Raw genomic sequence first — 13,506 nt, forward strand, 5'->3', positions numbered from 1 at the left:
TAGCTACTCGTAATTTTTACAGATGATAAGTACCCTAAAGAAGAAATCTATTCAGAAAGCATACGACAAACTAGTTGTAAAAAAAGAGAATATTCCTCATAAAGAAACCAAAGTTAAAAGTGTAGCAATATTGCTAGATAATGAAGCTTTAGTAAATGTAGTAATAGCCAACTTAACAAACATTTTTCCTTTTCAAAAAACAGACATAAGAGTACTAGTTTGTAAAGAGTACTCAAAAAAGGAGGAACCCTCTCCAGAGTTTTTTACCGAAAAAGATTTTGGTTTCAAAGCGAGTTTAAAATCCGACAATTTAAAAGATTTCGTTAAAAACAAATACGACCTACTTATAAACTATACAAAAACGTCAAACTTATTAACGAATATGGTAACTTTGTTGTCACAAGCAGATTTTAAAGCAGGTTTTGCAGAAATTGACGATAGATTGTACGATATAGTAGTATCTGATGCTAGTTTTAACGAAGCTGTTTTAAACCAAGAATTAAAAAAATACCTAACGATTTTAAATAAAATATAATGCAAAAGTTTGTAGGAACTGGAGTAGCTTTAGTAACTCCTTTCAATGAAGATTTAAGTGTAGACTTTGAAGCACTTAAAAAGTTAGTAAATTACAATATTGAAAACGGTACAAACTATTTAGTAATAAATGGAACTACTGGAGAAAGTGCAACAATTACTAAAGAAGAAAAATTAGAAATAATAAAAGTAATTGCTGAAGAAAATAAAGGGCGTTTACCTTTAGTTTTAGGGGTTGGAGGAAACAACACACAAACTGTTGTTGAAGAACTACAATCTTTAGACTTATCGGAAATAGACGGAATTTTATCAGTAGCCCCGTATTATAGCAAACCAACTCAAGAAGGGTTCTATCAACATTACAAAGCAATTTCTTTAGCGAGCCCTAAGCCAATTATTATGTATAATGTTCCTGGTAGAACAGCAAAAAATATGGAGCCAGCAACAACGTTACGATTAGCAAGAGATTTTGAAAACATTGTTGCAGTTAAAGAAGCAGGAAACAATCAACAACAATACTATGAGTTGTTAAAAGATAAGCCTGAAGACTTTTTAGTAATTTCAGGTGATGATGATTTGGCTGTTGGAGTAACTTTAGCAGGTGGAGCAGGAGTTATTTCTGTAATAGGGCAAGCATTACCAAAAGAGTTTTCAAAAATGATTCAGTTAGGGTTAGAAGGAAAAGCAAAAGAAGCTTACGAACTTCATTATAAATTAATGGATATAGTAAGTCTAATTTTTGAAGAAAACAATCCAGCAGGAATTAAAGCGGTGTTACAAAAATTAGGAATTTGTTTAGATGAAGTACGTTTACCACTAGTAACAGCTTCAGAAGAACTACAAACAAAAATATCAGACTTTATAGATAATCTATAAACTGTCTAAACAAAAATAAAGAATGCAAAAGGCTACAATTTCGTTATTGTAGTCTTTTTTTAGCATCTTTGTATAAAGAGTAATTTTTAAAGTAGAAAATATGTTATCAAAAGTAATAGAACAAGCATTAAATGATCAAATAAGAGTAGAAGCAGAGTCTTCTCAAATATATTTAGCTATGGCATGTTGGGCAGAAGTTCAAGGTTTTGAAGGTGTATCACAATTTATGTACGCACATTCAGATGAAGAGCGTATGCACATGTTAAAGTTAGTAAAATTCGTAAACGAACGAGGTGGACATGCTCATATTTCTGATTTAAAAGAACCACCAGCAAAATTTGGGTCTTTTAAAGATATGTTTCAAACATTGTTTGATCATGAGGTAATGGTATCTAAATCGATAAATGATTTAGTACATATCACATTACAAGAAAAAGACTATGCAACACATAACTTTTTACAGTGGTATGTATCTGAGCAAATTGAGGAAGAAGCATTGGCACGTAACATTTTAGATAAAATTAATTTAATTGGAGACGATAAAGGAGGATTGTATTTATTTGATAATGATGTAAAGCAAATAGTAGCTCAATCTGCATCAGGAGCACAGGAATAAGATTAACAAACATTTAGGAGTTCTTTGAAAAAATTATAACAGATTTTGTAGTTTCTTGTAAATCTCATTTATGAGATAAAAAATCGTTTTAATAATCCATAATTAATCACTAATTTTGCCAGATGCAAAAAATGAAAAATCTAGCGTATATTGCTGTAATGCTTTTAGTACTTTCTTCATGTGGAGAGTATCAAAAAGTATTGAATAAAGGAACTGTAGAAGAACAATACAAAATGGCTGTAAAAATGTACGAAGCTCAAAAGTACAGTAAAGCTTTACGTTTGTTTGAAAAAATAACACCTTCATACAGAGGTAAACCTCAAATGGAGCGTATTCAATTTATGGTTTCTCAATCTAACTTTAATGAGAAAAATTACGGGTTGGCAGGATATTACTTTAATAGATTTACTGGAAATTACCCAAAAAGTTCAAAAAGAGAAGAAGCCGCTTTTTTATCAGCTTTAAGTTATTACAAAGCAGCTCCTAGCTTTAGTTTAGACCCAACAGATACAAATAAAGCTTTAGAGGCCTTTCAAAAGTTTATAGATAATTATCCAGATTCAGATAAATTAGAAGAGGCTAACAAGTATCATGCTGAATTGAGAGCAAAACTAGAAAAGAAATCTTTTGAGATAGCAAAAACATATTATAGAACTGCTGAATATGACTCTAGAAATTACAAAGCGGCAATTGTAGCTTTTGATAATTTATTAGAAGATTATTTAGGAACTAAGTATAAAGAAGAAGCTTTATATTATCGTTTAAAAGCAGCACATGATTTTGCAATCAAAAGTACGCAACGTAGAAAAGCAGAAAGAATTAAAGAAGCAGTTAAAGCGTACGATAAGTTAAAAAGAAATTTTCCTGAATCAAAATTCATGGAAGAATCAAACGAAATGTTAGCAACATTAAACAAAGAACAAGAACAATTAGCTAAAAGTTAAAAAATGGATTATAAAGAAACGAAAGCGCCGTTAAGTACCGTAACTTATAATAAAGAAGCTATCGAGGCTCCAACACATAATATTTATGAAGCTATTTCTATTATAGCAAAGAGAGCTACACAAATTAATTCTGATTTAAAGAAGGAATTAGTTGACAAGTTAGATGAGTTTGCTACCTATAACGATAGTTTAGAAGAAGTTTTTGAAAATAAAGAACAAATCGAAGTTTCTAAATTCTATGAGCGTTTACCTAAGCCACATGCTATTGCAGTAGAAGAGTGGTTAAATGAGAAGGTATACTATAGAACTCCAGAGACAAAATAATATGTCTGTACTAAGCGGTAAAAAAGTTTTACTTGGTGTTACCGCCGGTATAGCGGCATATAAAACAGCGAGTTTAGTTCGCTTGTTTATAAAATCAGGCGCAGAAGTCAAAGTAATTATGACTCCTGCGTCTAAAGATTTTATAACACCTCTTACACTTTCCACCTTATCAAAAAATACAGTTCATTCTACCTTTTATGATAAAGAAGATGAAAATGAATTGTGGAATAATCATGTAGATTTAGGTTTGTGGGCAGATTTAATGTTAATAGCCCCAGCTACAGCAAATACCTTATCTAAAATGACAAATGGTACTTGCGATAATTTATTATTGGCAACCTATTTATCAGCAAAATGTCCAGTGTATTTTGCTCCTGCGATGGATTTAGATATGTACCAACATCCATCAACAAAAACTAGTTTAGAAAGTTTACAAAGTTTTGGAAATATATTAATTCCTGCTACTTCAGGTGAATTAGCAAGCGGATTGGTTGGAGAAGGTCGTATGGCTGAACCAGAAGACATTGTTGACTTTATAGAGAAAGATATTGTATCTAAACTACCGCTTCGAGGGAAAAAAATGCTAATTACTGCAGGTCCAACCTATGAAGCAATAGATCCTGTTCGTTTTATTGGAAATCATTCTTCAGGTAAAATGGGGTTTGAAATTGCAAAAACAGCGGCTAATTTAGGAGCTGAGGTGTTTTTAGTAGCAGGTCCTTCTCATCAACAAGTACATCATTCTTTTATTCATAGAATAGATGTGAAATCAGCTCAAGATATGTATGAAGCATGTCATAAGTACTTTGCTGAGGTTGATATAGCTGTGTTATCGGCGGCAGTTTCAGACTATCGACCAAAAAATGTAGCTACTCAAAAAATAAAAAAGAAAGAAGCAGCGTTAAGTATTGAGTTAGAACCAACTAAAGATATCTTAAAATCTCTAGGAGAAATTAAGAAAAAACAGTTGTTAGTTGGTTTTGCATTAGAAACGAACGATGAGATACAAAACGCAAAAAGTAAGCTTACACGCAAAAAATTAGATTTTATTGTATTAAATTCGTTACGTGATAAAGGTGCTGGTTTTGCAACCGACACCAATAAAATTACAATTATTGATGCTGATTTTAATGAAAAATCATTTGATTTAAAATCAAAAAAAGCAGTGTCAAAAGATATCGTTAACGAAATAATACAAAAATTAAATGCGTAAGTTTTTCTTTATTTTTTTTCTTCTTTCTGTTACTTTTTCTTCTTATTCGCAAGAGTTGAATGCTACTGTAATTATCAATTCAGATAAAGTACAAAGTAGTAACAAGCAAGTTTATCAAACGTTACAAAAAGCATTAACAGAGTTTATTAATGATAAACAATGGACGAATAAAAATTTTAAGCAACAAGAACGAATTAACTGCGCATTCAATATTATCATAAACGAGCAAAACGGGAATAATTTTTCAGGAAGTTTACAAGTGCAGTCAACACGACCTGTATATAACTCAACTTACGCTACACCTGTTTTAAATATTAATGATACAAATTTTAACTTTCGTTATAATGAGTTCGATCCGTTAATTTACAATCCAACTATTTACGAATCTAATTTAATCTCTACAATTGCTTTTTATGTGTATACAATATTAGGAGTTGATACAGATACCTTTGCTTTGAAGGGAGGAGAGACTTATTTAAAACAAGCGGAAAACATTATGTTGCTGGCGCAATCTAATGGAGAGTCTGGTTGGCAAAATCAAGTAGGAAAACAAAATCGTTTTGCTTTAATAGATAATTTATTGTCTTCTAAATTTAGTGCCTTACGAAGTATCTACTACAATTATCACCGTAACGGTTTCGATAATTTTGTTGATAATAAAAATTCAGCTAAAGAAGCAATTGAAAAAAGTGTTTTAGATTTAGACAAACTACACAATATTACTATTGGTAATTATATGATTCGCGTTTTCTTAGATGCTAAAGGAGATGAAATAGTAAATGTTTTTTCTGATGGTAGTGCATCGAGAAATCAATCACAAATGATAACAGTTTTAAATAAGATTGCACCTACTTATAAAGATAAGTGGAAGAAATTACAGTAGTATTAGACTTGTTATAGGCTTAAATGTAACGTTTATAAGCTGTTGAAAAATCAATAGACTTCCTTTGTTTTAGTTTGACTTAATTCATTCAAAATTCTTACTTTTATTTTTTACAAAAGAATAGAATTTGCTTACACATTTATCTATACATAATTATGCGTTAATCAATCAGTTAACGATTGATTTTACGAACGGTTTATCTATCATAACAGGTGAAACTGGAGCAGGGAAATCCATTTTATTAGGAGCTTTAGGGCTTGTAATGGGGAACCGTGCCGACTTAACTGCTTTAAAAAACACAGAAAAAAAATGTGTTATTGAGGCTCAATTTTCTGTTGAAGGATATGCTTTACAAGAGTTGTTTAAAGAGTTAGATCTCGACTATGAACAAGAAACCATAATTCGAAGAGAAATTTTGCCTTCGGGCAAGTCGAGAGCTTTTGTTAATGATACACCAGTTACTTTATCGATATTAAATGCTTTAAAAACAAAGCTAATTGATATTCATTCGCAACATCAAACCATGCAGTTGTCAGATGTATCTTTTCAATTCTCTGTTATTGATGCCTTAGCAAAAAATCAAGCTAAAATAGCATCGTATAAAAGAGGCTTGCGTACGTATAACAAATTACGAAAAGAGCTGAAAGTACTTCAAGAAGAAACTGAGAAATCGAAAGAGCAGTACGAGTACAATTTACATTTGTTTAATGAGTTTGAAGAGGCTAATTTAAAAGAAGGAGAACAAGAAGTTTTAGAAGAAAAATTAGATAAATTAAACAATATTGAAGAAATAAAGTTGAACTTATCTGAAGCTTTAGGTGTTTCGATTAATGAAGAAATAGGAATTCAAACATTGCTAAACTCTTTAGAGAGTAAACTGCAAAAAATTAGTTCTTTTTCTAAGCAATATGAAGAGTTAGCGAATCGAGTAACAAGCGTGAAAATTGAGTTAGATGATGTAGTTACTGAGTTAGAAAGTGCGAATGAAGAAGTTGAATTTAATCCGAATGAAATTGAAGAACTAAATGATAGGTTACAACTTATTTACAATCTTCAAAAGAAACATTCAGTATCAACTATAAGTGAATTACAAGAAATTCATGCATCATTATCTGAAAAAGTAGCACAGGTTGAAGATGCAGGAGGAATAGTGGCTCAAAAAGAGGCAGAAATTAAAGAGGTAGCTAAGAAGTTAGATGACGTAGCAAAAATGATTACGACATCTAGAAATAAAGTAATTCCGAAGTTGAAAAAAGAGTTAGAATATCTTTTGTCGGAATTAGGAATGCCAAATGCTCGTTTTGCAATTGAATTATTAGCTTCTGAAGAATATTTATCTAACGGAAAAGACAATTTACAATTTTTATTCTCAGCAAACAAAGGAGGTGATTTTGGAGAATTGAAAAAGGTAGCATCAGGTGGAGAATTATCTCGCATCATGTTATCGATTAAAAAAATACTATCAGAAAAGATACAACTACCAACCATTATTTTTGATGAGATTGATACCGGAGTTTCAGGGGAAGTATCTAATAAAATTGCAAAAATAATGCAAGATATGAGTGCTCATATGCAGGTAATAACTATAACACATTTACCTCAAATAGCTTCAAAAGGAGTGCAGCACTATAAAGTGTTTAAGGGAGAAGAAAAAGGAGTAACAACTTCTAATTTAAAGTTATTGTCAGAAGACGAGCGTATTAGAGAAATAGCAGAAATGTTAAGTGGAAAAGATGTTTCTGAAAGTGCTCTAATTCATGCAAAAGAATTATTAAATTAAGAAACTATGAGTGAAGAAAAAGCTGAAAATATTTTTTATGAAGCCGATGAGTTAATAAACCAAGGAAAAATGGTTGAAGCAAAAGAACTGTTTTTAGAGTTATTGAGTGAGTTTCCTGATTATGGAAGAGCACACAATCATTTAGGATGGTTATATAATATGAAATTTAACAATTATCCTAAAGCAAAAAAACACCTTGAACTAGCTTTAAAATATGCTGCAGATTACCATGCTGCCTATAGTAACTATTCATATTTGTTAATAGATATGAACCTTTATGATGAAATGATTACTTTTGGCAACGAAGTAATTAATTATTCTGTTGTAGATAAATCAACCATATACACTAATATGGCTAAAGCTTATGAGTTTAAAGGAGATAACATGAGAGCTTATGAGTATTATAAAAAAGCAACAACAGCTACCTTAAATAATAAGACATTAGATAGTTTGTATGCTTCGTTAAACAGAGTAAAAGGAAAAATGAGCTTTTTCCAAAAATTAAAATTAATAAACAACTAGAAAGATAAAACACTTTAATATGTATAATTTACTAAAAGGAAAAAAAGGAATTATTTTTGGAGCATTAGATGAAAATTCTATAGCGTGGAAAGTTGCTGAACGTGCTCACGAAGAAGGAGCAGAGTTTGTATTAACCAACGCACCAATTGCAATGCGTATGGGTGGTATTAAAGATTTAGCTGCGAAGACAGGATCAGAAATTATTCCAGCTGACGCAACTTCTATGGAAGATTTAAACAACTTGGTTGAAAAATCTATGGAAATTTTAGGAGGGAAAATCGATTTCGTTTTACACTCTATTGGTATGTCAGTTAATGTACGTAAAGGTCGTCATTATACAGATTCTAAATACGATTTTACGGCGAAAGGATGGGACGTTTCTGCAGTGTCTTTTCACAAAGTAATGAACGTTTTATATAACAAACAAGCCATGAATGAGTGGGGAAGTATTGTTGCATTAACGTATATGGCAGCACAACGTGTATTCCCAGATTACAATGATATGGCTGATAACAAAGCGTATTTAGAGAGTATTGCACGTAGTTTTGGATATTTCTTCGGAAGAGATCATAAAGTGCGTGTAAACACAATTTCTCAATCACCTACACCAACAACTGCAGGTCAAGGAGTAAAAGGATTTGATGGATTTATTTCGTATGCTGAGAAAATGTCTCCATTAGGAAATGCTACAGCTTTGGAATGTGCTGATTATACCATCTCATTATTCTCTGATTTAACAAAGAAAGTAACCTTACAAAACTTATTCCATGATGGAGGTTTCTCTAATATGGGAGTAAGTGATGCGGTAATGGAAAGGTTTACTGAAGAGTAAATTAACTTGTGCCTTAAGCGTAGTCGGAAAGGTTCCGAAAGAATATATAATTAAATGCAAATCGTTAGATTTGCATTTTTTATTGATAGTTACAAATGAGCAATATTTTACACATAGAAAAGGAGTTAAAATCCTTAAGACAACAGCTTAAAGAACATGAGTTATATAATTCGTTAAATGATATAAATGATGTAAAATTATTTATGGAATCACATGTGTTCGCTGTGTGGGATTTTATGTCGTTATTAAAAGCATTACAACGAGAACTTACTTGTGTGAATTTACCTTGGTTACCTGCTGTAAATACTAAAACAGCTCGTTTTATTAATGAAATTGTGTTAGGTGAAGAAACTGATATTAATGAGTTAGGAGAGCCTAAAAGTCACTTTGAAATGTATATTGATGCGATGCGTCAAGCAGGAGGAAGTACTTCTCAAATTTCAAGTTTTATTTCAGATATTCTTGACAGTAAATCTGTTGAGCAAGCTCTGGAAAACTGTTCAATTATTGAAGAAGTGAAAGATTTTGTAAATTTTTCTTTTGAAGTTATTAAAACAAGACAACCACATATTATTGCATCTAGTTTTACCTATGGAAGAGAAGATGTGATTCCTGATATGTTTTTAGAAATTGTAAAAAATACGGAAGAGAAAGAAGGAAGTTCATACAGTAAACTTACGTATTATTTGAATAGACACATTGAGTTAGACGGTGATGAACATGGACCATTATCATTACAAATGATTGAAGAATTATGCGGTAATGATCAACAAAAATGGGATGATGTTTTGTTTTATGCTAAAGAATCTTTACAGAAAAGAATACAGCTTTGGGATGGTATAACTAAACAAATTAACAAAGCAGTTTTAGCATAGTGACTATAAGTTTTTCAATAATAATACCTGTTTATAATCGACCTCAAGAAATAGATGAGTTGTTAGGAAGCTTGACTAAACAAGAGTTGAAAGACGACTTTGAGGTACTTGTTATTGAAGATGGTTCTGAAAACTCATCAGAAGAAGTTGTAAATAAATACACTTCTCAGCTTAATCTAAAGTATTTTTCCAAGGGGAATAGTGGAGCAGGAGCAAGTCGTAATTATGGAATGAAAAGAGCATCGGGAAGTTATTTTATTATTTTGGATTCTGATGTTATTGTTCCACCACAATATCTTTCCGAAGTAAAAAAAGCATTAGAAGAAAGTTATACAGATGCTTTTGGAGGTCCAGATGCTGCGCATCCTAATTTTACTGCTTTACAAAAAGCAATTAATTATTCAATGACTTCGGTATTAACTACAGGAGGAATTCGTGGAAAAAAGAAATCGGTTGGTAAATTTCAACCCAGAAGCTTCAATCTAGGCTTGTCAAAAGTTGCTTTTGAAAAAACAAATGGTTTTTCAAAAATGAAAGCAGGAGAAGATATCGATTTAACTTTCCGCCTTTGGGAAAATGGCTTTGAAACACAATTAATAGAAAAGGCTTTTGTATATCATAAGCGTAGAAGTACTATTAAACAGTTTTTTAAACAAACATTTGCTTTTGGTACTGCAAGACCTATATTGAATAAAAAATATCCAGAAACGGCAAAATTAACGTATTGGTTTCCGAGTTTATTCATCATAGGGATTGATATTGCCATTATAGCAGCTTTTTTTGGTTACTGGCAATTATTAACTTTTTATGGATTTTATTTTACCTGTACCTTTTTAGATTCTCTATTTCAAAATAAAAATCTACAAGTAGCTTTGTTAAGTATGGTAACAACCATCACTCAGTTTTATGGTTATGGATTAGGTTTTCTCGAGTTCAGATTTCTGAAAAAATAAAAAGCTCCCAATTTCTTGAGAGCTTTTGCTAGTTATAATTTATTTAAAATTATTTTTCAGGGTTTAAAACACCTAAAATATATCCGTTAGTTAGATATTTCTTAGCTACTTTCTGAATATCTTTTATAGTTAAAGAATTTACTCTGTCTTCAAAAGAAGCTATGTCTGAGACATCGTTGTTTTGATAGTCTACATTTTTAATAGTGTTTAACCAAAAACGATTCTTTTTAAGGTCTTCTTTGTAGTCAGCAATCATTCCTTTTTGAGCTTTCATTAAGTCTTCTTTAGTAGGTCCATTTTTAACAACAGAAGCAACTTCAGCTACAGAAATGTTTTTTAGTTTTTCAACATTTTCCGGAGCACAAGGGTATGAAATGGTAAAGTTATACCATCCGTAAGGCATTTTAGATATATTACCACGAGTTCTTGAAGAGTATACACCACCTTCTTGTTCACGTAATTTTTCAGTTAATTTAATTCCAACAACTTCACCTAATATTTTAAAAGCTAAAGCATCTTTTTTGTTGTATTTAGCTTTTCCTTGATAGGTAATACGAACATTACTTTTAGGATCTTTACCTTTAGTAACTGTTTTAGAATGAGAACCAGATAAAGGTCTGAAATCTGAAACCTTATATGTTTCATTAGAGCTTTTTCCTGGTAAACCTGCAATATATTTAGTTGCGTATTCAGCAAGTTTCTTTTCGTCAACATTACCAACAAAATAGAAGTTGAAATCACCAGCATTAGCAAAACGCTCTTGATACTTTTTATATGCTAAGTTGTAATCAGCTTTTTCGTATTTTTCAGGAGAAGGAAAACCTGTATAACGAGGATCTTCTCCGTAAACAAATTCACTCATTTCTTTTTGGAAAAAGAAATTAGGACTAGCTAGTAGATTTCCTAAGAAACTTTTTTGTTTATTTACATAAGAGTTAAATGCTTTTTCATCTTTATTTAAAGAGGTAAAGTATAAATGCACCATTTGGAATAATTCTTCTAAGTCTTTAGGAATTGCAGAACCTCTAAAACCTTCACTTAATCCAGAAATATAAGGAGAAACACGAACAATTTTACCTGACATCATTTTAGATAAATCTGTTTTAGAAAAACCATTAATTCCAGCTTCAGAAAGTCCTCTGTTAGCAAAAGAAGTAGCTTTTAATTCTTCATCAGAGTATAAAGAAGTTCCTCCAAAGCTAAAAGCTTCAAATAATACTTCATCGTTTTTAAAATCGGTTTTTTTGTAGGTAATTTTTGCTCCGTTACTTAAGGTCATAGTTTTTGTACCTAAATTTTTATTTTCAGTAACGTTTACTATAGATCCAGGTGTTGGTTGTTTTGTTATTAATGAAGCAGCAACAGCTTTGTCTTCATAAGGTTTTAACTCTTTTGTTTTAACATTATTTAAAGCATCAATAACTTGTTGTTCAGTAACAACTTTTTTAGGACCTGTAATAACAACTACACGATTATCATCATGTAAATAACTTTCAATAAGTTTGTTTACTTCTTCTAGTTTTACTGAAGGTAATAGTGTTTGATGAGCTTTGTACTCCCATTCAATACCAGGAATTGGCTCTTGTTCTAAGTAGTTGTTTACATATTCACCAACTATTCTTCTAGATTCTCTTTTATCTTTGTCTTTAAATGCTTTTTCCATTCGAGCAGATATGTTCATTTTTGCTCGATCTAATTCACCTTGTTGAAAACCGTATCTTTTAACACGTTCACTTTCATCCAATAAAGCTTGTAAACCTTTTAATTGTCCATCTGCACTTACACCTGCTCTTGATTGGTAAGCTTCTTTACCACGAGCCCAAGTTCCTCCGTGATAACTAAATCCGTAGACAAAAGGTGGGTTTTCGCTATTACGTAACTCATCTAAACGATTGTTAATCATCTGAGCAAATAAAGACTTTACAATTGAATTTCTGTAATCAGTAATGGTAACATCTGGTGTAGCCTCACCATAATCTTTGTACATTAATTGAACACTAGAAAAAGGAGCTTCTTTATCAGCTTCAATTGCTATGAAAGTTTCTTTGTGATTTTTTAAAGGAGCAACTTCTCTTTTACGAGGGTTGTTCACAGCTGGTATTTTATTAAAATGTGATTTGATTTTTTCTTCTAACACATCAACACTAACATCACCTACAGCTACTACAGCCATTAAATCTGGACGATACCAGTCTTTATGAAAACGACGAATACTTTCGTGTTTAAAGTTTTCTAAATTTTCTTTAGTACCAATAGGTAATCTTTCAGCATATTTAGAACCATGCATTACTTTTGGTAAGTATTTTTCTAACATGCGGCTATCAGCTCCTCTACGAGAACGATATTCTTCTAAAACAACACCACGCTCTTCATCAATGTCTTTTCCTTCTAACAAAGCACCATGTGCCCAGTCTTCAAGAATTTGAAACCCTTTTTCAAGTTTTTCTTTATTATCACTAGGAATAGGTAAGATGTATACAGTTTCATCAAAACCAGTATAAGCATTCAAGTGGGCACCAAATTTAACTCCGATAGATTGTAGATAATCTACTAGTTCGTTCTTTTTAAAATTTTTGGTACCATTAAAGTTCATGTGTTCCATGAAGTGAGCTAAACCTAATTGATCATCATCTTCTAAAATTGAACCTGCATTTACAACTAATCTTAATTCTACTTTGTTAGCTGGTTTTGGGTTTTGTTTGATGTAGTAGGTCATCCCATTTGATAGTTTCCCTATCTTAACCGAAGGATCGGTTGGGATTTTCATAGCACTTACTTTTCCTTTTTTTGGTAGCTTTTGTTGTGTTTCTTTTAAAGCTTGGCTATACCCTGTAGATATAAAGAAGGCCAGAGATAGTCCTAATAATGTTTTTTTCATAGTATATGAATTTTAATTTGTAGGCAATTTACGGTGAATTATTAATAAACTAAAGAATTAGTTTTAAAAACTATTGATTATATTGCTATATTGATAATGAATACTAAAAATCTTATTTTTAAGGTTTGTTAATAGATTTATGTGATCAAAAACAAATAAGCTATTTTTTATTATTATAATGTGACTTAAATTGTTAATTTTACGTCTAATGTTTTAGTGAGAGTAAAAAAAAGTTTACTTTTGCGTATTCAAAAATTTGAAGCCCCCCACGAGAAA

The 13,506-nt window shown here is 31.2% G+C and carries 13 protein-coding genes; 12 read left to right on the forward strand and 1 reads right to left on the reverse strand.

Features of this window, described 5'->3' with window-relative positions; translation table 11 throughout:
* Window positions 1-22: 22 nt before the first annotated feature.
* The 12 genes from D6200_RS01415 to D6200_RS01470 all read left to right on the forward strand — a co-directional run bounded on the left by D6200_RS01415 (window position 23) and on the right by D6200_RS01470 (window position 10,352).
* Window positions 23-535, forward strand: coding sequence for a DUF6913 domain-containing protein (locus D6200_RS01415; RefSeq protein ID WP_047789183.1), 513 nt, complete (start codon window positions 23-25; stop codon window positions 533-535).
* Window positions 535-1,410 carry a 4-hydroxy-tetrahydrodipicolinate synthase gene (gene dapA, locus D6200_RS01420; RefSeq protein WP_047789182.1) on the forward strand — a complete coding sequence of 292 codons (876 nt, stop codon included), beginning with the start codon at window positions 535-537 and terminating at the stop codon, window positions 1,408-1,410. The genes D6200_RS01415 and dapA overlap by 1 nt, the downstream gene beginning before the upstream one ends.
* 100 nt (window positions 1,411-1,510) lie before the next feature.
* Entirely contained in the window at window positions 1,511-2,026 is a 516-nt protein-coding gene (locus D6200_RS01425) for a ferritin (protein ID WP_047789181.1), read from the forward strand.
* Window positions 2,027-2,157: 131 nt separating this feature from the next.
* Complete coding sequence (locus D6200_RS01430; protein WP_239178867.1) at window positions 2,158-2,970, forward strand: outer membrane protein assembly factor BamD; 813 nt, start codon at window positions 2,158-2,160, stop codon at window positions 2,968-2,970.
* 3 nt (window positions 2,971-2,973) lie between these two features.
* Entirely contained in the window at window positions 2,974-3,294 is a 321-nt protein-coding gene (locus tag D6200_RS01435) for a DNA-directed RNA polymerase subunit omega (RefSeq protein ID WP_047789179.1), read from the forward strand.
* Window position 3,295: 1 nt separating this feature from the next.
* Window positions 3,296-4,507, forward strand: coding sequence for a bifunctional phosphopantothenoylcysteine decarboxylase/phosphopantothenate--cysteine ligase CoaBC (coaBC, locus tag D6200_RS01440; protein ID WP_073181137.1), 1,212 nt, complete (start codon window positions 3,296-3,298; stop codon window positions 4,505-4,507).
* Window positions 4,500-5,390 carry a type IX secretion system protein PorD gene (porD, locus tag D6200_RS01445; RefSeq protein WP_073181135.1) on the forward strand — a complete coding sequence of 297 codons (891 nt, stop codon included), beginning with the start codon at window positions 4,500-4,502 and terminating at the stop codon, window positions 5,388-5,390. Before coaBC ends, porD begins: the two co-directional genes overlap by 8 nt.
* A 127-nt stretch (window positions 5,391-5,517) precedes the next feature.
* On the forward strand, window positions 5,518-7,170 hold the full coding sequence (gene recN, locus D6200_RS01450) for a DNA repair protein RecN (protein WP_073181134.1): 1,653 nt from the start codon (window positions 5,518-5,520) through the stop codon (window positions 7,168-7,170).
* Between the two features lie 6 nt (window positions 7,171-7,176).
* A complete protein-coding gene (locus D6200_RS01455) occupies window positions 7,177-7,692 on the forward strand; it encodes a tetratricopeptide repeat protein (RefSeq protein WP_073181132.1) in 516 nt (171 codons plus the stop codon).
* Between the two features lie 19 nt (window positions 7,693-7,711).
* The gene (locus D6200_RS01460) at window positions 7,712-8,524 is read left to right on the forward strand and encodes an enoyl-ACP reductase FabI (RefSeq protein ID WP_073181130.1); all 813 of its coding nucleotides are present in this window, start codon (window positions 7,712-7,714) and stop codon (window positions 8,522-8,524) included.
* A gap of 95 nt (window positions 8,525-8,619) precedes the next feature.
* On the forward strand, window positions 8,620-9,399 hold the full coding sequence (locus tag D6200_RS01465; protein WP_047789173.1) for a DUF3050 domain-containing protein: 780 nt from the start codon (window positions 8,620-8,622) through the stop codon (window positions 9,397-9,399).
* A 5-nt stretch (window positions 9,400-9,404) separates the two neighbouring features.
* Window positions 9,405-10,352 carry a glycosyltransferase gene (locus tag D6200_RS01470; RefSeq protein WP_073182620.1) on the forward strand — a complete coding sequence of 316 codons (948 nt, stop codon included), beginning with the start codon at window positions 9,405-9,407 and terminating at the stop codon, window positions 10,350-10,352.
* 49 nt (window positions 10,353-10,401) lie between these two features.
* On the opposite strand, the gene D6200_RS01475 is transcribed toward D6200_RS01470, so the two are convergent.
* Entirely contained in the window at window positions 10,402-13,230 is a 2,829-nt protein-coding gene (locus D6200_RS01475) for a M16 family metallopeptidase (protein ID WP_073181127.1), read from the reverse strand.
* Window positions 13,231-13,506: the final 276 nt, after the last annotated feature.

The sequence above is a fragment of the Tenacibaculum mesophilum genome, from assembly GCF_003867075.1.
GTDB classification, from domain to species: Bacteria; Bacteroidota; Bacteroidia; order Flavobacteriales; family Flavobacteriaceae; genus Polaribacter; species Polaribacter mesophilus.